The following is an 18713-nucleotide window of genomic DNA, read 5'->3' as shown; positions in this document are numbered from 1 at the left end:
GGCTACGGGGGCGGGCGTCGCGCCCGTCCCCGTACCGCCTTCCTCTGGCGTCTCCCCGCGTCGCCGGGCCGCTGTCAGGGGGCGGTGACGCCCGTCCAGTCGGCGGGGACGCGGGCGAGGCGGACGCGCTGGGGGTGGTCGCCGACCTCGACGGTGGCCACCCGCCGGCCGGTGGCGAAGTCGATCGCGGTGACCCGGTCCGCGCCGCTCTCGGAGACGACGCAGGCCGTGCCGTCGCCGCTCACGGTCGCCCAGTAGGGCTTGGACGCCTCGACGAGCGGGCCCTCCTCGAGGGTGGCGCGGTCGACGATCGTGGCGTAGTCGTCCATCGTGCCGGCGACGCAGAGCTTGGTCCCGTCGGGGCTCATGGAGAGGCCGTGGTGGCGCGAGTCGTTGACCCAGGTGGTGCGGTCGGGGTCGGTCGCCGGGTTGCCGGGGAGCGCCTTGGCGCGGGTGATGCGGTCGGTGGCCAGGTCGTACTCGAGGAAGCCGGTGTAGAAGGAGACCTGGAAGTACAGCTTCTTCTCGTCCGGGGTGAAGGCGACGGGCCGTACGGCGTCCGAGAGGTCGCCGCGGCCGAAGGCGTCGAGGCGGTCGCGCATGTCGATGACGCGGACGGTCTCGAAGGTGCGCGCGTCGACGACGGTGATGCGGCGGTCGCCCTTGGTCCAGTCGAGCCAGGGGGCGTCGAGGGCGGTGGTGACCTCGCCGATGGACATGTTCCAGAGGAGCCCGTCGGAGGTGAAGACGTTCTCGTGCGGCTTGCTGCCCGTCGTGAAGGAGCCGAGTTCGCGTCCGGTGACGACGTCGAGGACGTGGACGGTGTCGGCGGTGGAGGCGGAGACCGCCACCCGGGTGCCGTCGGGCGAGACGGCCATGTGGTCGGAACGGTGACCGGCCACTGGGAAGCGCCAGTTGACGCGTCCGGTGCGCAGGTCGAGCGAGACGACGTCGGCGAAGCTGGGGCGGGAGACGACCATCGAGGAGCCGTCGGGGGTGGCGTACATGTCGTCGACGAACTGGTCGTGGCCCTCGCCGGGACCGTTGCGGACGCCGAGGAAGAAGGCGAGCTTGACGGGGTTGAGGTAGATCTCGCGCAGGCGCTCCTCCTTGTCCGGGATGACGTTGACGCGGCCGATGCGGCGGAAGTCGCCCCGGGCGGCGATCACGTCGGCGGTGCCGTCCCAGTTGTTGCCGACGAACATGACCTCACGGAGGGCGGCGTCACGTGTCAACGGGGCCGGGGCCTGGGGCTGTGTGTGGGCCAGGGGCTTGGGCGCGGACCGGGGCTGGGCGGCCGCTCCCGTCCCGCCGGTCGCGGCGAGGACGGCGAGGGCCGCGGCGAGGAGCCCGCCGAGCCGACGGGCGGGGCGGGTGCGGTGGCGGAGGTGGCGGCCGGGGCGCGCGTCCGGTGTGGGGAGCGTGGGCATGGTGGGGCCTTCTTCCTGCCGGGAGTGGCGACCTACTCGAAAGTAAGCATGTGCATGACAAGCCCACAAGTCCCTTCCGCGGCTCGATTCGCCTCCCTTCACGCCGAGCCGACACCCGGTGGGGGATCATGTGATCCGGAACCCAGAAGGGACGGAACGGACGATGAGGCACCGCAGCGTCGCGGACCTGATGACCCCGACCGCGGTGGCGGTGCAGCGCGGGACGTCGTTCAAGGAGATCGCCCGGCTCCTCGACGAGTACGGCATCACCGCCGTGCCCGTCGTCGACGAGGACAACCGGCCCGTGGGCGTGGTCTCCGAGGCGGATCTGCTGCGCCGGCACACCGCGAAGGACGGGCCGAGCACCGCGGAGGCCATGATGACGAGTCCCGTCGTGACCGCCCGGCCCTCGTGGACGGCGGTCGAGGCGGCCCGGCTGATGGAGCGGCACCGCGTGAAGCGGCTGCCGGTGGTGGACGCGGACGGCCGGCTCATCGGGGTCCTCAGCCGCAGCGACCTCCTGCAGCTCTTCCTGCGGCGGGACCGCTCGATCCAGGAGGAGATCCGGGAGGACGTCGTCGTCCGCATCCTGGGCCTCTCCCCCTCGGCCGTGCACATCGACGTCGACGAGGGCCGGGTGACGCTGAGCGGCGAGCTGAAGCGCCGGGGCCTCGGACCGATCCTCGTCCGGCTGTGCGAGACGGTGGACGGCGTGGTGGAGGTCGTGGACCGGCTGGCGTACGAGGACGCCGCCGGCTCACCCTGAGGACGTCGGCGGGTACGGGGCGGGGGCGGGGGGGCTCTCCGGGCGACGGGGCCCGGGGCGGGGCGCGCGGGGCTCGCCAGGCGGGGCGCGGTGTGCGACGGCGGGCTTCGCGGTACGTGATCGGCTCCCCGTACGCCAGGGCCCCGGGGGCGCCGAGGGGGCGCCCCCGGGGCCCTGGTCAGCGCGGGCGGCTCCGTCAGGAGACCGCCTCCGGCCAGCCGTAACCGGGTCCGGTGTGCTGCGGCACCGTTCCGGCGCCCGCCGCCTCCATCTCCCGGTTGGCCTCACGCATCAGCTTGCCCGCCAGGTCCTTCATCGCCCGGCTCGCGGCGAGGTCGTCGCCGATCGCCGGCACGTCGACGTCCGCCGGGTTGCACCGGGCGGAGCCGTGGCCCGTGAGGGTCGAGGTTCCGGTGTCCAAGCGGGCCTCGGCCTTGGTCCTGCCGCGCTCCTCGACCAGATCAAGGCCGACCTTCCACTCCAGGTGCCGCGTCATGGCCTGCCTCCTCGCGCCGCCGGGCCGCGCGGGGACGGCGCGCGGCCCCTTCCGTTACCACCAGCATCCATCGCCGCGGGCCCGCGCGCACGGGGGCGAACGAGTCGGCCCCGCCACGCGGTCGGGACCGTACGACCACGGCGACGAGGTCGATCACGCCGGCTCCTCGGCGGCCGGGCGCCGGCGCTTTCTGCCGCCCTTCCAGCTCCGAGGAGAATCCCGACTTGATAATGGAAGCCATTTTCATCTAGCGTCTGCATCGCACTGCTCGTCCGCACCACCAGGAGCCCCCATGGCCGTCCCCAAGCGCAAGATGTCCCGCAGCAACACCCGCCACCGGCGCGCCCAGTGGAAGGCGACCACCCCCCAGCTCGTGCCGATCACGGTCGACGGCGTCGTGTACCGGGTCCCGCAGCGCCTGGCCAAGGCGTACGAGCGCGGCCTCATCCAGCCCGAGGGCTGAGCGCGTGACCGCGTACGACGGGCGCCTCCCGGTCACGGTCCTCTCCGGGTTCCTCGGGGCCGGGAAGACCACGCTGCTCAACCACGTCCTCGGCAACCGCGAAGGGATGCGGGTCGCGGTCATCGTGAACGACATGAGCGAGGTCAACATCGACGCCGCGCTCGTGCGCGGCGGCGAGGCGGCGCTCTCGCGCACCGAGGAGCGCCTGGTCGAGATGACCAACGGGTGCATCTGCTGCACCCTGCGCGACGACCTCCTCGAGGAGGTCGACCGGCTCGCCCGCGAGGGGCGCTTCGACCACCTGCTGATCGAGTCGAGCGGCATCTCCGAGCCGATGCCGGTCGCCGCCACCTTCTCCTTCCCGCGCGACGACGGCGCCACCCTGGGGGACCTCGCCCGCCTCGACACCATGGTCACCGTCGTCGACGCCGCGAACTTCCTGACGGAGCTGGACGGCGGCGACGAACTCCTCGCGCGCGGGCTCGCCCCCTACGAGGACGACGAGCGCACGGTCAGCGACCTCGTCATGGACCAGGTCGAGTTCGCGGACGTCATCGTGCTCAACAAGCTCGACCTGGTCGGACCGGACGAGGCGCGCCGGCTCCGCGCCACGCTCTCCCGGCTCAACCCGGAAGCGCGGGTCGTCCCGGCCGTACGCGGGCAGGTCCCGCTGGAACACGTCCTGGGCACCGGCCTGTTCGACGTGGAGAAGGCGCAGCAGGCGCCGGGCTGGGTGAAGGAGCTCAACGGTGACCACGTGCCCGAGACCGAGGAGTACGGCATCTCCTCGCTCGTGTTCCGCTCCCCCGTGCCCTTCCATCCCGGTCGGCTGTGGGCCTTCGTGACCAAGGGTCTGGACAGCGGTACGTTCGGGCGCGTCCTGCGCTCCAAGGGCTTCTTCCGGCTGGCGAGCCGGCCCCGGGTGACCGGGCTGTGGTCCCAGGCCGGCGCCGTCGCCCGGTTCGAACCGTCCGGGGTGCACGGCCCGGAGACCGCGCAGGGGCAGGAACTGGTCTTCATCGGCACCGGGCTGCGGGCCGACGCCCTGCGCGGGGCGCTCAACGCCTGCCTGTTGGCGCCGGGCGAGGCGGTACCCGCCGAGGACGAGTTCCCCGCCTGGGAGACGTACGGCGTCGAGGACGCCTGCGACGTCCACGAGCACGCGGCGGCGGCCGCCGCCCGATGAACTCCGTGCCGGGCGGTGGTCGCAGCCACGGCACCGCCCGGCACGGCCGAGCGACACGGCAGATCCGGGGCCGGACGCACCACGGGCCGGAAGCACCCGAGGCCGGCCCGTCCGGTGGTCAGTCGCGCGGCAGCATGCCTGCGACGAGTTCGGCGGCGCGCCTGTGCCAGAGCCCGGCGCCCCTCAGCATCGCGTGCCCGCCCGTCGGCATCGGGATGCCGACCGCGTCGGCGCCCGCCGTACGGGCCCGGCGGACGAACGACCAGGAGGCGCGGGCCGACGTGACCCGGTCCTGCTCGTCGTGGAGCAGGTAGACGCGACGGCCCGCGAGGTGGTCCACGGGCTCCCCGGGCGGGCACCAGGGGGCGAGCGCCACCACGCCCCGTACCGCCGGATCGGCCGCGGCCCGCAGGGCGGCGCGCCCGCCCATGGAGTGGCCCAGCAGGACGACGGGTACGTCGCCGACGCGTTCGCGCAGCCCGGCGAGGGCGACTTCGGCGTCGCGGGCCGCGTCCGCACGGTCGCCGTTCCAGCCGCGGTGGCCGTAGCGGACCTCGCCCACGAGAACGGATCGGCCGCGCAGCGACCGGACGACGGCGGCGCCGAAGGGCCGCATGCGCAGGGACGGCAGGTTCAGCGGGGGCGGCGCGTCGAGCCCGTGCTCCCGTCCCCCGTGGAGCAGCAGGACGGCCCCGGCCGGGGCGTCGGCCCCGGCCCTGAGGACCAGGTCGCCGCCCGCCGTCCGGCACCGCGCCGGGGCGCTCCACGCGGTCATGGGGACCTCCAGCGGGGCGGGGCGCTCGTGACGCCCGGGAAGAGGGTGAGAACCGCAGTCTGCCAGGTGGCGCGCACCGGGGAAACCGGGCCCCCGTGACGGAACGGCCGGGCTCGCGCCCCGGGACTGCCGGGCTCGCGTCACCGGCGGACCGCGCACCCGCAGCGTCGCCTCAGCGGGAGGGAGCGGCCGCCAGCCAGTCGCGGTAGCGGGTCGGGGCGAGGCGGGCGGCCGGGCCGCCGGTGAGGACGTCGCCGTGGACGGTCGCGAACATGCCCGCCCGGTCGTCGGTGACCACGCGACGGGAGTCGCCCCGGGCGGCCAGGGTGACGCGGCCGATCTCGTCGAGGGCGATGACCTCGGGTCCCGCGACGTCGACGGTGCCGCCGAGGGGCTCCCCCGTGGCCACGTCCGCGAGGGCGGCCACGACGTCCGCGGACGCGATCGGCCGCAGCGGCGTGGCGGGCAGGCGGACGACGCCGTCGACCGCGGTCCAGGACATCACCGCGTCCATGAACTCGAAGAACTGGGTGGCGCGGAGGATCGAGTACGGGGTCGGGCCCTCGCGCAGCAGATCCTCCTGGAGCACCTTCGCGCGGTAGTAGTCCAGCTGCGGGACCCGGTCGACGCCGACGATGGAGAGGGCGACCTGGTGGCGTACCCCCGCCCGCTCCCCCGCCCCGAGGAGGTTTCCGACGGTGGTGCGGAAGAAGTCGGCGGACCGGTCGTCGAAGGTCGGGGAGTTGGTGACGTTCACGACCGTGTGGGCGCCCGCGAGGGCCTCGTCCAGGCCGGCCCCGGTGAGCAGGTCCACCCCCGAGGACAGGGAGGCGGCGACGACGTCGTGTCCGCCGCCGCGGAGGGCGGTGACCAGCTGGGAGCCGATGAGGCCGGTTCCGCCGATGACGGTGATCTTCATGGTGTGCCTTCCTGTGCGGGACGCCAAACTCGGACATCCGATATCCGAGATTCTACTCGGATACTCTGTGTCCGAGTCAAAGGGAGACACGAGTGAAGATGTCCGGTGGCGTGGAGTGGGCGCTCCACTGCTGCGTGGTCCTGACGGCGGCACGGCGCCCCGTGCCGGCGGCCCGCCTCGCGCAGCTGCACGACGTGTCGCCGAGCTATCTGGCCAAGCAGATGCAGGCGCTGTCGCGGGCGGGGCTGGTGCGGTCCGTGCAGGGGAAGACCGGCGGATACGTGCTGACCCGGCAGGCCTCCGACATCACGCTGCTCGATGTCGTGCGGGCCGTCGACGGCCCCGATCCGGCGTTCGTCTGCACCGAGATCCGGCAGCGGGGGCCCCTCGCGACCCCGCCGGAGAAGTGCGCGAAGCCCTGCGCCATCTCCCGCGCCATGGGGGCGGCGGAGGCCGCCTGGCGGGCCTCGCTCGCCGGTACCACGATCGCCGACCTGGTGGCGACGGTGGAGGACGAGAGCGGCCCCGAGGCGCTCCCCGGCATCGGCTCCTGGCTGACCGCGGGCACGGACGCGCCGACGACGCCCGACCGGGCGACGGGCCGGGACTCCGCCTAGACGCCCGGCTCGGCGTCCGCGTCGCGGACGTCGAAGTCCCAGGCCAGCTCCCAGGTCCACCAGACGGAGTCGAGGTCGGCGGTGGCGAGCCGCGAGCCGTCGGCACTGAGCAGGATCCGGGCGATCGTCGCGCGGTGACCCTCCAGGGTGTGCAGGCACCGTCCGGACCGCAGGTCCCAGATCCGTACGAGCCGGTCCCTGCCGCCGCAGACCGCGAAGGTGCCGTCGGCGGAGAGCGCGAAGACCTGCGGCGGGACCGGCATCGGGAGCGTCCGCAGCAGGTGACCGGTGGACGCGTCCCACACCAGCAGGGACCGGTCGTCGCGGGTGGCGGCGAGCCGGCCGGCGCCGTCGAGGGCGATGTCGGTGTGGTCGGCGCCCACCGCACCCTGACCGAGGAAGTGGAAGCGGAGTTCGCCGGTGGCGACGTCCCAGGCGGTCACACCGCCGAACCGGGAGACGAAGAGGGTGCTCCCGTCGCCGGAGAACGTCAGCCGCTCGGGAGCCGGGCGCCCCTCCAACGTCCACAGGGGCCGGTCCTCGCCGAGCCGCCACAGCCGGATCTCGTGGCCGTCGTAGGCGTGCGAGCGGCCGCGGCCTTCCGGGTCCGGCTCGGCCGCGCCGTGCGAGGCGGCGTGGCGCCCGTCCGGGCCGAGCGCCACCGCCCGCACTTCGCCGCGGTGCGCCCGTACCGTGTGCAGGATGTCGCCGCGCGGGAGGTCCCGCAGGCGCAGGGTGCCCGTCCCGTCGCCGATCAGGACGGTGTCGCCGGACGCGGACAGGGCGAAGGACGTGATGAAGCCCAGCTCGTCCGTGAAGATCTGTTTGCGGCCGTCCACGAGGCTGAGCCGTCGTACCGTCCCGGCGTTCGTGCGGACCAGCAGCAGTCGGCCGTCCAGCGCGAACCGCATCTCCTCGGCATGCCCCTCTTCGCCGCGGTCGAAGGTGTACTCCCGCTCCCCCGCCCTGAAGTCCCAGAGGTCCACCTCGCCGGTCCAGCGCGCGGTGGCGATCAGCGCGTCCTCCTGACCGAGGGCCAGCAGGGGCGGCCTGGTGAACACGCCGTCGCCGTTGAGGTGGTAGTGGGCCCAGGCTCCGAGCAGCCCGGCCCTGCGTCCGTGCGCGCCCACCTCGGCCCACACCTCCCGCACCTCCGGGTGGCGGGCGAAGCCGGGCACCGCGCCGGCCTCCCGGAGCGTGCGGGCCGCGTCGGCGTGGCGGCCTTCGGCGACGCGTGCGCGCGCCCGGCCCATCAGCGCGCGGAACCGGGCGTCCGCGGTGGCGAGTTCGCGCACGGGGAGGGGCCTGACGTAGCACCACGGCGCCCGGTACGTCGTCGTGGGCAGCGGTCTCACCGCGACCTGGCCGGACAGGCCCGCGAACGCGGCCGTGGAGCCGTCGGGGCTGACCGCCCCGTGGCCGTGGAAGACGACCTCGTCCGCGTCCCGGTCGAGGGCGCGCAGCCGCTGTCCCGTCCGGGCGTCCCAGGCCTGTGCGCCGTCGGCCCCGAGGGTCACCAGGGTCGGCGGGTCGCCGCCCGCGGCCATGGTCTCCACGTGCCGCAGCCGGTTGGGCGCCTCGCTGACCGTGACGCCCCGCTCCGCGTCCCACACGGTGAGGGGTCCGCGCGCCCAGGCGACCACGACCCATCGGGCGTCGGTGGAGACGGCGGCCCTGTCGCCGAGGTAGAAGGGGATCCGGCGGGGAGTGACGCCCTCTCTGTCGGGGGCCGCGAGGGTCCCGGTGCAGCGGCCCAGGGTGAGGTCCCAGGCCCGCACGGTGCCGTCGCCCTGGGCGAGGGAGGCAGAGACGGCCCTGCTGCCGTCCTCGCTGAGCGCCAGCGAGGTGACGGGCGCGCGGTGGCCCTCGACGACGGTGGTCCTGCGCAGACCGTCCGTGCGGTGGACGTCGAACGTGCCGTGCGGCGAACCGATGGCGACGTACGCGCCGTCGCCGCTCATCGCCAGGGCGACGCCCCGCGGCTCCTTCCGCTCCGTGCGGAGGGCGCGCCGGCGGCGGCGGCCACGGATCAGGTCCCAGACGTGGACGGTGCCGTCCTCGCGCAGGCAGACGCCGAGCCTGCCCGTCGCGTCCAGGGCGACGGCGGTGACCCGCGGCCCCTTCCGCGTGAGGAGGCGTCGCCCCTCGCCCGTCCGGTCGCGGTCCGGCGACCACACCATGAGGCCGCCCCGGGCGTCGCCGGAGAGCACGGTGCCGTCCGCGCCCACCGCGACCGCGCTGACCAGCCCCTGGTGCCCCTCCAGGTCGTGCCTCGGGCGCGGCGGACGGGTGCGCCAGACCGCCAACGCCGCCTCGGCTTCGGCCAAGTGCGCGGCCGCCGCGGCGGCGTCGGGCGATCCGGATGTCCCCGACTCCGACCCGGACGGCTCCGGCCCCGCCGCCCCGGCCGCCGACGCCGCCGTCCTCGCCGCCGCCCGCGCGGCCGCCCGGCGCAACAGCTCGCCCGCCGACTCGTCCTCGTGCCGCTCCAGGTGGACGCGGCCGAGGAGCAGCGGATCCGCTTCCGCCGCGCCCGCGGCCTCCAGGACCGCGACCAGCTCCTCTCCCGTACGCCTGCCCGACCGCCACTCGTGCAGTCCGTGGTTGTAGAGCGAGGGCAGGTGGTGGGGGTCGGCGGTGACGGCGGCGCGCCACAGTTCCTCGGCCTCCGCCTCCCGCCCGAGGTCCAGGAGCGAGAGCGCCTGGTTGGAGAGCCCGTCCGACAGCAGCCGCGCGGCCTGCGGCTCCGCCCGGGTGTGCGGCTCGCCGAGGGCGTCCTCGTACGCCGCTCCCACCGCGGCCGCCACCTCCGCGAACCCGGCGGGGCGGTCCCGGGGGTCGAGGGCGAGGCAGCGGCGGAGCAGCTCGGCCACGGCCGGCGGGACGGCGGGGACGCGGTCGTCGTGGGTGGCCCCGATCCCGCCCGCCAGGTGGAGTTCGAGCACCTCGGCGGCGGCCTGGCCGTACCGGGTCGGCATCCGCCCGACGAACATCTCCAGGACGGTCACGGCCCACGACCACACGTCCGTCGCCGCGGTGAGCCGTACGTCCGGGGCTCCGGCGGCGGCCGCCGCCTGCTCCGGGGAGCAGTAGGCGGGCGTCATACCGCCGAAGCCGGCGGTGAGCTCCCCGCCGACGGGCCGCTCGACGGCGGTCTCCCCGCTCGCCGCCCGCGCCCCGGCCAGGCCGAAGTCGGTGACCTTCGCGGTGCCGTCGGGCTCCAGCATCACGTTGGCCGGTTTGACGTCCTGGTGGACGAGGCCGCTGTCGTGGGCGTGGGCGAGCCCCCAGGCGGTCTGCCGGGCGACGTCGAGGACGCGGCCGAGGGCGGCCCGGGGCCCGCCCCGGTAGAGGGAGCCGTCGTGCACGGCCCGCGCGAGGCTGCCGCCGTCGACCCACTCCGCGAAGACCCGCGGCATGCCGTCGAGCGTGCGGACGTAGACGCAGCCGACGGTGTGCGGGTGGAGGCCGAGCCGTACCCACGTACCGGCCTCCGCCTCGAAGGCGCTGCGGCCGTGGGCCGTCCGGACCAGTTCCGGCCGGGGCGTCTTGACCGCCAGGTCCATGCTCCAGCCGCGGTGGCGCACGCGGTGGACCAGCCCCATCCCGCCGCTGTGCACCACGTCGAGCACCTCGTACAGACCGTGCACCACCTCGCCCGGCCGCCAGACGCGGGCCTCCCCCGTCTCCGTCATGGCTTCGGTCGGCCAGGGCGACGAGGGGGGAGCTGCCGACCTGACCCGCGGCGGGGGCCGCCTCGGGGGTCGGCCCGCGGCAGCATCGTGTCGACCTCGGCGTCACCGATGTACAGGTAGTAGCGCAGCGCCACGTTGCCCCCTCCCCCGACGGCCTGCCCCTTCCTGAACGGCCGGAAACGTTCCCGCGGTGCCGCCCCCGCGCCTGGCGCCGGACGTTCCGGGCGGTGGGCGCATCAGGAAACCGGCACCTCGACCACGAAGAACAGGAAGCAGGGCTTGGTCGACAGCTCGCGGAAGCCCTCGGGGAACAGCTCGCGGGCGGCCGGGTCGGGCTGCGGCTCGCAGAGCGTGGTGAGGCGGAAGCCCGCGGCGGTGAAGGCCTGCGTCATCGCGTGCAGCGACGTGCGCCACAACCGCATGGGCACGGTCTGTCCGCCGAAGGCCCAGGCGAAGGAGTAGTCGGTGGTCGCGAAGTAGTCGGGCCGCGGGTCCTCGAAGGTGTACGCCACGAAGGGGTGGTCCACCGACGCGATCAGCCGGCCGCCCGGCCTGAGGACGCGCCGCAGCTCGGCCAGGGTCGGCCCCCAGTCCTCCAGATAGTGCAGCACCAGCGACGCGACCACGTCGTCGAAGGCCCCGTCGGCGAACGGCAGCGGGTCTCGCAGGTCGGCCACGTGCAGGTCGGCGTCGTCACCGAGTCGCCGGCTGGCCAGCGCCAGCATCCCGGCGCTGGCGTCGATGCCGGTGACGACCGCGCCGCGGTCGCGCAGCGCGGCGGAGAGGGGGCCCGCACCGCACCCGGCGTCCAGGATCCGCCGACCGGCCACGTCCCCGGCGAGGGCCACCATCGCGGGCCGCGCGTAGTGGGCGTTGACCAGGCTGGTCTCGTTCTCCGCCGCGTAGGCCTCGGCGAAGCGGTCGTAGTCGTTCTCTCCGGGGGTGCCGTCGGCAGGGGTGACGGTCCCGGCCGCGTCGGTCACATGATCCATGACCGCAGCCTAGGGCGACTCCCGGTGCACGGGTGGGGAGTTGGCCGGGTCCGCCCGTGCGCCGGTGGGCGGTGGGGCGGGCGGCCGGTGGCATCCTGGGGCCGTGAGCGAGGAGAACCAGCCCCTCCGCACGCTGCTCGTGGTGGACGGGGCCAATGTCGTCGGATCGGTGCCGGACGGATGGTGGCGGGACCGGCGGGGCGCCGCCGAGCGCCTGCGGGACCGGCTCGCGGCGACCGGAGGTCCGGACGAGGGCCCGTACCCGGGTCCGTACGAGATCGTCCTCGTCGTCGAGGGCCGCGCCCGGGGCGTCGCCTCCGTGCCCGGCGTGCGGGTCGAGGAGGCCCCGGGCAGCGGCGACGACCTGATCGCCGCACTGGCCGCGGAGGCGGCGGGTCGGCCCTGCCTGGTCGTGACCGCCGACCGCGAACTGCGCCGCCGGGTGGAGGCGGCGGGCGCCCGCTGCACCGGCCCCCGCAGCGTCCTGGAACCGCGCGCCTGACCCAGGAGTACGGCCGCGGGGCCCCTGGAGCGCCCCGAAAGGCGCACCCGCACGGCCGGCGGTTCGCGCGGTCAGTCGGCGAGGGCCTCGGAGAGGCTGTCGCGGCAGGCGATGACGGCGTCGACGCCTACCAGGCTCAACGTGCGCATCACGGCCCTGGTCGGGGCGGCGAGGCGCAGCCAGCCGTCGGCCTGGCTGAGGGCGTGGTGCGCGGCGATGAAGATGTTGATGCCGCTGGAGTCCATGAAGGTCACCTGCCGCATGTCGATCACGACGCGGGGCCGGGGAACGTCGGCGGTGTCCAGGGCCTGGCGGAGGGTGTCGCCCGTGTGGTGGTCGACCTCTCCGGCCAGGGTCACTATGCGAATGCCGTCGGCCTCGGTGACCACGGCCGACAGCTGACCCAGCTGTCCGGCCTGTTCGGTGCCCGTCGTCTGTTCCTCTGCCATGCCGGTGATCCTGGCACACCGGAGCCTCGCTCCGAAATCGCTGCCTCACCTGGTCCCAGCTGATGCCCTGTGTGACCAAGACCACTCACGAGGGTCAGGTGTCGTCTGCGGTCGCGGGGGTACACGGGCAGGGTTGACGGGGGTGTGAAAGGCGGTCGTGATGGGATCAGTGCCGGTGAACAAGAACAGCGCCGTGCTGTACGAGCGTGTCCTGGAGGCCGCGGTCGCACTGGACGGGGACGGCGCGGACATCGCCCAGGCCCGCCATCTGGCCGCCGGTTTCCTCACCCGCGTACAGGCCGAGCACGGCGTGCCGATCTCGCAGCGAGCCCTGGACCTCACCCAGCTGGTGGTCAGCGAGCTGGTCACCAACGCCCGCAAGTACGCCCCGGGACCGGTTCTGCTGGACCTGCGCATCATCGGAGACCTGGTGGAGGTGGTGGTGTGGGACTCCGACCCGGTGCTGCCCGTCGCCCGGGCCGCCGACGCCGGGCGGGTCGGCCAGCACGGCCTGGAGATCGTGATGGCGGTGGCCCAGGGGTTCGAGGCCCAGCGTGAACCGGTCGGCAAACGCATCACCGCCCGTATCGCCCTCGTCGACGAGGACCGGGCCGCCGCCTGACCTCACGGCGGGCGAACCCTCGCCCGGCCCGAAGTGACCACGTGTGCAGAAAGCAGGAGACCATGCCCGCTCATGAGGAGAACCTGGATATCGATGTCGAGGTCCGGGACGCCGTCACGGCGCTGTTGACCGTCGGCGGCGAGATGGACGCCGAAACCGCCACGTTCCTGCACCACCACGTCGCCAACCAGTTCCTGCACGGGCGCCGTCACCTCGTGCTGGATCTCTCGGCGCTGAGCTTCATGGACTCCTCCGGCCTCAACGTGGTGATCAAGGCGGCGCGAGAAGCGCGGGAGAGGGGCGGCGACGTCCACCTGGTGGCCCCGACGCCCGCCGTCCGCCGACTTCTGGAGATCACAGGACTCACCGTGACGACCCCCGTCCACGAGGACATCGAGGAAGCGCTCGCCACCGTGGGACGGGGGGATTCCGTCGCCGAGACCCCGCGGGGCCGGGAAGTGGACGCGTGATGACGAGCACACAGGACTCACTGCCTCCGATATCCCAGAGGGAAGAGGCCCGGGGCGCGGTGGCCTCCGGCTCCGGTGCCCGGCTGCGACGACGCCTGGAACGGCTGATCGGCATCGCGGCGACGGAGGGCAACGCGCTGACGCCCCTGCGCAACGGTGACGAGATCTTCTCGGCCATGCTCGGCAGCATCCGCTCCGCCCGTCACACGGTCGACATGATGACGTTCGTGTACTGGAGGGGCGACATCGCGGGTCAGTTCGCGGAAGCCCTGGCCGAGCGTGCCCGGCAGGGGATACGCGTGCGGCTGCTGCTGGACGGCTTCGGCAGCCGGCTCATCGAGAAGGAGCAGCTCCGGGTGATGGAGGCCGCCGGGGTGAAGGTGTCCTGGTTCCGAAGACCCATGCGTCTCTCGCCGTTCAAGCAGAACCACCGCTGCCACCGGAAGGTCCTCGTCGTCGACGAGGAGGTCGCGTTCACCGGCGGTGTCGGCATAGCCGAGGAGTGGTGCGGCAACGCCCGGAACGCGAACGAGTGGCGCGACACCCACGTCAAGGTCCAGGGGCCCGCGGTGGACGGCATCGCCGCCGCCTTCGCGCAGAACTGGGCGGAGTGCCACCGGGAACTCTTCGACGAGCGCGACCGGTTCGTCCACCACCGCCCGCACGGCGAGGCCGTCGTCCAGGTCGTGCGCGGCTCGGCCAGTTTCGGCTGGCAGGACATGCAGACCCTGATGAGGGTCGTACTGGAGAGCGCGCAGGAGCGCTTCCGGCTGGCCACCGCCTACTTCGCCCCCGACGCCTTCTTCGTCGAGCTGCTCTGCGCCACGGCGCGCCGCGGCGTCGAGGTGGAGATCCTGCTGCCCGGCCCGCACACCGACAAGAGGGTCTGTCAGCTGGCCGGACAGCGCCATTACGACGATCTCCTCGCGTGCGGCGTGAGGATCTTCGAGTACCAGCCGACCATGATGCACGCGAAGGTCATCACCGTTGACGGGACCGCCGCCCTCATCGGGTCGACGAACTTCAACCGGCGTTCCCTCGACCACGACGAGGAAGTCATGCTCGCCGTCCTCGACACGGCGTTCACCGCCACGCTCGACGACCACTTCGACGACGACCTCTCGGTGAGCGTCGAGATCGTGCCCGGCCGCTGGAAGGGCCGTCCGTTCCTCCAGCGCACCGGAGAGACGGCCGTCCTTCCCCTTCGCCACTTCCTGTGACACCGAGCCCGCCGCGGTCTGCTCCTCGCCTCACGACACCTTGATGCCGATGAGACAGGTGTCGTCGTCGGTGTCCGACTTGCTGTGCAGCAGCAGCCGGTCGAGCCGGCGCTCCAGCGAGGAGGCCGGGTCCTGTGCCGCGGCGAGCAGCTGGGACAGGGACACCTGAACGGACGTGTCCCTGCGCTCCACCAGGCCGTCGGTGTACATCAGCAGCGTGTCGTCCAGTTCGAGCTGCACCTCCCCCTCCTCGTACTCCGCCTCGGGAAGAGCGCCCAGAAGCAGCCCGCCGAGGAGCGGGAGGGTGCCCGCTTCCGACCCGCGGATCAGGACCGGCGGCAGGTGGCCGGCCCTGGCCCAGCGCAGGACGCGGGTCTCGGGGTCGTACACGCCGCACACGGCGGTGGCCGTGACGTGGGCGGTCAGGTGGTGCGCGACGCTGTTGAGCCAGGACAGCAGCTGGCCGGGGCCGGCGCCGGTGACGGCGAGGCCGCGCATGGCGTTGCGCAGGACGACCATGCCGGTCGCCGCCTCTATGCCGTGACCGGCGACGTCGCCGACGCACAGCAGGATCCGCTTGGACGGGAGGACGACGGCGTCGTACCAGTCGCCGCCGACGAGGGACTCCGCCTCGGCGGGCCGGTAGCGCACGGCGACGTCCAGGCCCGGCGCGTCGAGGGGGGCGCGGGTCGGGGGCATGATGGCGTGCTGGAGTTGCAGGGCCAGCCGGTTGCGCTCCGCCGACTCCTGTTCGGTCTGCGCGAGTTGGTCCCGGGTGGCCGCGAGGGCGACCTCGGTCCAGTGCTGGGAGGAGATGTCCTGGTAGGCGCCGCGGACGGCGAGGAGCCTGTCGTCGGCGTCGAGGACCGGCTCGGCGATGACCCGGATGTGGCGGGTGACTCCGTTGGGCCGCTGGAGACGGAAGGACGTCGACGTGGCGCGGCGGTGGTGCAGCACCGACTGGAGGAAACGGCCGATCACCACGGCGTCGTCGGGGTGCGCGAAGGCGGCCAGGTCCTTGAGGGAGACCGGTTTGTCGGTGACCGCCCGGTCGTAGAGGGCGAAGAGCTGTCCGTTCCAGGTGATGTCCCCGGTGACGACGTTCTCCTCGAAGCCGCCGATGCGCCCCAGGCGCTGCGCGTGCTGGAGGAGGCTGGCCAGGCGTACCGTCTCGTCCTCGATGCGCCAGATGAGCAGGACGCTGTCGGCGTGCCGGCTGATGCTGAGGTCGGCGACGGTGGACAGCGGGACCTGGTCCACCAGGGCGGTGATCGTCGCGCGCCGGGCGCGGAAGGGTTCTCCGGTGGCGTAGACGCGTTCGATCTTCTCGAAGAGTTCGCTGTCGCCTGCGGCCGAGGGGTAGGCCTCCAGGAGCAGAGCGCCGTGGACGGCGCTGCGGGGGCGCCCTGCGGGGTCGAGGAAGTGGCTGTTGGCGTGGCGGATGCGGAAGTCCGCGAGATGACCGTCGACGTCGAGTTGGGGCGTGAGGACGAGAGCGGGGTCGTACAGGGCTTCGGAGAGGTCGACGAGTTCCGACACGTCGCCCGACTCCCGGGTGCCGGTCGAGCCGCTCGTGGAGAGCGGCAGGTTCTCCAGCGTGTGGGCGCTCAGTTCGGCGAGGGCCTCGATCTGCCGGATGACGGCCGGTGGGTGGGGTGGGAGGGCCTCGGGCCAGCAGATCTCCAGGACGCCGTGGATACGGCCTCCGGTTCCGGCGGGCACTGCCAGGCGGCCGCCGCCCAGGGACTGGGCGCGGCCGATGGTGGGCAGGCCGGTGGGCGAGAGGGACTCGATGCGTACGATGCGCCGCTCGTCGAGGGCCCGCCGGGCCACGGTCGCGACGCCCGGCGGGACGTAGCGCCAGCGATTCGCCTCGTCCGTGCTGAATCCGGCGTGGCCGCAGAGGGTGAGGGACGCTTCGAGGCCGGCTGCCCATACGGCCACGGCGGTCGCTCCCAGGGGGGCGAGGGCGTGTTCCAGGAGGGATTCGGCGACGGCCTGGGTGTCGCTCGCGGCGAGCGCGGCGCTCTCGGCGGTGCGCAGCCGGACGGCGACGGACGGTGCGGAGTCGCCCTCCTCTCCGTTGGCGTGCCGGACGAACTCCTCCGCCGCGGCGGCGAACTGGTCGCGCGCGGCCTGGTTGACGATGTCGGCGGCCAGTTCGAGCGGGGAAAGACCGGCCTGCTGTGCCAGTTCGGTCAGCTGGCGCGCCGCGTGCGCCGGGCCGCAGCCGAGCCGTTCGATCATCACGCCCTTGGCGAGCTCGATCAGTACGCGGCCCTCAGCGGCGGCGTGCGCCGCGCGTACCTCCGCGCGCAGGCGTTCCACGGTGGCCGCCAGACGGCCGACCGTGGCCGCGTGCTGCCCTGCGAGGGCGTCGGCGGCCGGGACGTCGAAGGGCGAGGCGGCGGCCGCGTCGAACCGGATCGTGGTGTGGTCCCTTCCGTGCGCGGGTTCGGCTTCGCCGAGGTCCGCTTCCGTGCCGTCGGCGGTCTCCGGGCGTTCGAAGTTCTCCACGTCGGTCACGCCGTCACCCGCGGGTCCTGCTGCGGGTTGAGCCAGCGACGGACACAGGCGATGAGGTCGTCGGCGTCGAGGGGCTTGGTCACGTAGTCGCTCGCGCCCGAGGCGAGGCTCTTCTCGCGGTCACCGGGCATGGCCTTGGCGGTGACGGTGATGATGGGCAGGTCGGCGTGGTCGGGCATCCGCCGGATCTCGGCCGTGGCGGTGTAGCCGTCCATCTCCGGCATCATCACGTCCATGAGGATCAGGTCGGTGCCCGGGTGGGCGGCGAGTGCCTCGATGGCCTTGCGTCCGTTCTCCGCGTGGATGACCTGGATGCCGTGCAGCTCCAGGATGCCGGTGAGGGCGTAGAGGTTGCGGGCGTCGTCGTCGACGACGAGGACGGTCCGGCCGCGCAGGGAGCCGTCCACGGTCTGGGAGGCCTGGGGAAGCGCTTCGTCCATGCGGAGCAGGGGCACGACGTCGCCCGGCTGCTCGGCGGAGAGGTGCAGGGCGATCCGCTCGCGCAGTTCGTCGAGGCTGGAGAGCAGTTCCAGAGGACGCTTGCGGGCGCGCTCCTGGAGGGTCGACTCGAACGCGGCGTCGAGGCGCCGGTTGTTGTGCGCGAGGACGGGGACGGTGCGCAGCGCGGCGTCGCCGTACATCGCGTCGAGGAAGTGCATGGCGTCGCTGTCGGCGCTGTCGAGTTCGAGCACCACGCAGTGGACGGGTGCGGTCGCCAGGGCGCCGGCGGCTTCCTCGGGGCCGACGACGGCCACGAGTTCGATGGGGTCGCGGTCGTGGCTGTCGGCGAGCTCGGCGACGGCGCTTTCGGCGACGAGGGAGAGCAGCCCGCGCGGGCGCTCCTCGATCACGAGCAGCCGGCGGGGCTTGCGCGGCTCGATCTCGGCCCGTACGGACCGGCGGGCGTCGGACGGCTCGTCCGCCGTCGGGGAGTGTGCCGTGCCGGTGTCCTCGGGGGTGGACCGCTCGGTCTCGGGCTGGAAGCCGGGGCGGGCGCACGGGAGGTAGAGGGTGAAGGTGCTGCCCTGACCGGGGGTGCTCTCGGCGGTCAGCGCACCGCCGAGCAGGTGCGCGATCTCCCGGCTGATGGAGAGGCCGAGGCCGGTGCCGCCGTACTTGCGGCTGGTGGTCCCGTCCGCCTGCTGGAAGGCTCCGAAGATGGCCTCCAGGTGCTGCTCGGCGATGCCGATGCCGGTGTCCTTGACGCGGAACGCCAGGACGGGGCCGTCGCGGTGGACCGGGGCCGGCAGGGCCGCTTCGGCGGCTCGCTCGATGCGCAGCTCCACGCTGCCCTCTTCGGTGAACTTGACGGCGTTGGAGATCAGGTTGCGCAGCACCTGCCGGAGCCGGGAGTCGTCGGTGACCAGATCCGCCGGGACGCCGGGGGCGGTGGAGACGGTGAAGGCGAGGCTCTTCTGCGAGGTGAGGGGCCGGAAGGTGGCCTCGACGTAGTCAAGGAGCTGCCGCAGCGCCACGCGTTCCGGGTTGATGTCCATCTTCCCGGCCTCCACCTTGGACAGGTCGAGGATGTCGTTGATCAGCTGCAGCAGGTCGGATCCGGCCGAGTGGATGATGCCGGCGTACT

17 protein-coding genes are annotated in these 18713 nt (G+C 73.6%); 8 read left to right on the top strand and 9 right to left on the bottom strand.

The genetic code is table 11. The features are described 5' to 3' along the window. Positions 1-74: 74 nt before the first annotated feature. Positions 75-1430 (bottom strand): YncE family protein, encoded by a 1356-nt coding sequence (locus tag ACWDVG_RS14260; protein WP_451699429.1) that lies wholly within the window; start codon positions 1428-1430, stop codon positions 75-77. A 163-nt stretch (positions 1431-1593) separates the two neighbouring features. Here ACWDVG_RS14260 and ACWDVG_RS14255 point away from each other — a divergent pair, with 163 nt between their 5' ends. Beyond that, a complete protein-coding gene (locus tag ACWDVG_RS14255; RefSeq protein ID WP_451699428.1) occupies positions 1594-2196 on the top strand; it encodes a CBS domain-containing protein in 603 nt (200 codons plus the stop codon). Between the two features lie 196 nt (positions 2197-2392). Here ACWDVG_RS14255 and ACWDVG_RS14250 read toward each other — a convergent pair whose 3' ends face one another. Next, a complete protein-coding gene (locus tag ACWDVG_RS14250) occupies positions 2393-2692 on the bottom strand; it encodes a DUF1876 domain-containing protein (RefSeq protein WP_451699427.1) in 300 nt (99 codons plus the stop codon). A 292-nt stretch (positions 2693-2984) separates the two neighbouring features. Here ACWDVG_RS14250 and rpmF point away from each other — a divergent pair, with 292 nt between their 5' ends. Both rpmF and ACWDVG_RS14240 read left to right on the top strand, forming a co-directional pair. Next, entirely contained in the window at positions 2985-3155 is a 171-nt protein-coding gene (gene rpmF / locus ACWDVG_RS14245; protein WP_451699426.1) for a 50S ribosomal protein L32, read from the top strand. A 4-nt stretch (positions 3156-3159) separates the two neighbouring features. Continuing rightward, on the top strand, positions 3160-4341 hold the full coding sequence (locus ACWDVG_RS14240) for a GTP-binding protein (RefSeq protein WP_451699425.1): 1182 nt from the start codon (positions 3160-3162) through the stop codon (positions 4339-4341). Positions 4342-4459: 118 nt separating this feature from the next. On the opposite strand, the gene ACWDVG_RS14235 is transcribed toward ACWDVG_RS14240, so the two are convergent. Next, a complete protein-coding gene (locus tag ACWDVG_RS14235; protein WP_451699424.1) occupies positions 4460-5116 on the bottom strand; it encodes an alpha/beta hydrolase in 657 nt (218 codons plus the stop codon). Between the two features lie 172 nt (positions 5117-5288). Next, the gene (locus ACWDVG_RS14230; RefSeq protein ID WP_451699422.1) at positions 5289-6035 is read right to left on the bottom strand and encodes an SDR family oxidoreductase; all 747 of its coding nucleotides are present in this window, start codon (positions 6033-6035) and stop codon (positions 5289-5291) included. Positions 6036-6133: 98 nt separating this feature from the next. Between ACWDVG_RS14230 and ACWDVG_RS14225 the strand changes: the two genes are divergently transcribed. Then, the gene (locus tag ACWDVG_RS14225; protein WP_451699537.1) at positions 6134-6652 is read left to right on the top strand and encodes an RrF2 family transcriptional regulator; all 519 of its coding nucleotides are present in this window, start codon (positions 6134-6136) and stop codon (positions 6650-6652) included. Here the strand turns inward: ACWDVG_RS14225 and ACWDVG_RS14220 are convergent. Together ACWDVG_RS14220 and ACWDVG_RS14215 are read right to left on the bottom strand one after the other, a co-directional pair. Then, entirely contained in the window at positions 6649-10347 is a 3699-nt protein-coding gene (locus ACWDVG_RS14220; RefSeq protein WP_451699421.1) for a protein kinase domain-containing protein, read from the bottom strand. The genes ACWDVG_RS14225 and ACWDVG_RS14220 overlap by 4 nt on opposite strands. Before the next feature lie 236 nt (positions 10348-10583). After that, positions 10584-11339: a class I SAM-dependent methyltransferase gene (locus tag ACWDVG_RS14215; protein ID WP_451699420.1), complete on the bottom strand. Its 756-nt coding sequence runs from the start codon at positions 11337-11339 to the stop codon at positions 10584-10586. 103 nt (positions 11340-11442) lie between these two features. Between ACWDVG_RS14215 and ACWDVG_RS14210 the strand changes: the two genes are divergently transcribed. Continuing rightward, the gene (locus tag ACWDVG_RS14210) at positions 11443-11841 is read left to right on the top strand and encodes an NTP pyrophosphohydrolase (protein WP_451699419.1); all 399 of its coding nucleotides are present in this window, start codon (positions 11443-11445) and stop codon (positions 11839-11841) included. 71 nt (positions 11842-11912) lie between these two features. Here ACWDVG_RS14210 and ACWDVG_RS14205 read toward each other — a convergent pair whose 3' ends face one another. Continuing rightward, entirely contained in the window at positions 11913-12290 is a 378-nt protein-coding gene (locus tag ACWDVG_RS14205) for an STAS domain-containing protein (protein WP_451699418.1), read from the bottom strand. Between the two features lie 160 nt (positions 12291-12450). On the opposite strand from ACWDVG_RS14205, the gene ACWDVG_RS14200 reads away from it, so the two are divergent. The 3 genes from ACWDVG_RS14200 to ACWDVG_RS14190 all read left to right on the top strand — a co-directional run bounded on the left by ACWDVG_RS14200 (position 12451) and on the right by ACWDVG_RS14190 (position 14602). Further along, complete coding sequence (locus tag ACWDVG_RS14200) at positions 12451-12912, top strand: ATP-binding protein (protein ID WP_451699417.1); 462 nt, start codon at positions 12451-12453, stop codon at positions 12910-12912. Between the two features lie 62 nt (positions 12913-12974). After that, positions 12975-13382: an STAS domain-containing protein gene (locus ACWDVG_RS14195; protein WP_451699416.1), complete on the top strand. Its 408-nt coding sequence runs from the start codon at positions 12975-12977 to the stop codon at positions 13380-13382. After that, a complete protein-coding gene (locus ACWDVG_RS14190; protein WP_451699415.1) occupies positions 13382-14602 on the top strand; it encodes a phospholipase D-like domain-containing protein in 1221 nt (406 codons plus the stop codon). The genes ACWDVG_RS14195 and ACWDVG_RS14190 overlap by 1 nt, the downstream gene beginning before the upstream one ends. A gap of 30 nt (positions 14603-14632) precedes the next feature. Here ACWDVG_RS14190 and ACWDVG_RS14185 read toward each other — a convergent pair whose 3' ends face one another. Continuing rightward, a complete protein-coding gene (locus ACWDVG_RS14185) occupies positions 14633-17128 on the bottom strand; it encodes a SpoIIE family protein phosphatase (RefSeq protein WP_451699414.1) in 2496 nt (831 codons plus the stop codon). Then, the coding region (locus ACWDVG_RS14180) for an ATP-binding protein (RefSeq protein ID WP_451699413.1) at positions 17125-18713 on the bottom strand (1589 nt) is incomplete at its 5' end. The genes ACWDVG_RS14185 and ACWDVG_RS14180, both read right to left, overlap by 4 nt.

The organism is Streptomyces sp. NPDC003327 (assembly GCF_053589515.1).
This window is presented reverse-complemented; position numbering and strand designations above follow the sequence as displayed.

Bases quoted from the DNA above. Each gene is read 5' to 3' on its own strand.
- ACWDVG_RS14260 (WP_451699429.1), bottom strand. From the start codon at position 1,430: ATGCCCACGCTCCCCACACCGGACGCGCGCCCCGGCCGCCACCTCCGC.
- ACWDVG_RS14255 (WP_451699428.1), top strand. From the start codon at position 1,594: ATGAGGCACCGCAGCGTCGCGGACCTGATGACCCCGACCGCGGTGGCG.
- ACWDVG_RS14250 (WP_451699427.1), bottom strand. From the start codon at position 2,692: ATGACGCGGCACCTGGAGTGGAAGGTCGGCCTTGATCTGGTCGAGGAG.
- rpmF (WP_451699426.1), top strand. From the start codon at position 2,985: ATGGCCGTCCCCAAGCGCAAGATGTCCCGCAGCAACACCCGCCACCGG.
- ACWDVG_RS14235 (WP_451699424.1), bottom strand. From the start codon at position 5,116: ATGACCGCGTGGAGCGCCCCGGCGCGGTGCCGGACGGCGGGCGGCGAC.
- ACWDVG_RS14230 (WP_451699422.1), bottom strand. From the start codon at position 6,035: ATGAAGATCACCGTCATCGGCGGAACCGGCCTCATCGGCTCCCAGCTG.
- ACWDVG_RS14225 (WP_451699537.1), top strand. From the start codon at position 6,134: ATGTCCGGTGGCGTGGAGTGGGCGCTCCACTGCTGCGTGGTCCTGACG.
- ACWDVG_RS14220 (WP_451699421.1), bottom strand. From the start codon at position 10,347: ATGACGGAGACGGGGGAGGCCCGCGTCTGGCGGCCGGGCGAGGTGGTG.
- ACWDVG_RS14215 (WP_451699420.1), bottom strand. From the start codon at position 11,339: ATGGATCATGTGACCGACGCGGCCGGGACCGTCACCCCTGCCGACGGC.
- ACWDVG_RS14205 (WP_451699418.1), bottom strand. From the start codon at position 12,290: ATGGCAGAGGAACAGACGACGGGCACCGAACAGGCCGGACAGCTGGGT.
- ACWDVG_RS14200 (WP_451699417.1), top strand. From the start codon at position 12,451: ATGGGATCAGTGCCGGTGAACAAGAACAGCGCCGTGCTGTACGAGCGT.
- ACWDVG_RS14195 (WP_451699416.1), top strand. From the start codon at position 12,975: ATGCCCGCTCATGAGGAGAACCTGGATATCGATGTCGAGGTCCGGGAC.
- ACWDVG_RS14190 (WP_451699415.1), top strand. From the start codon at position 13,382: ATGACGAGCACACAGGACTCACTGCCTCCGATATCCCAGAGGGAAGAG.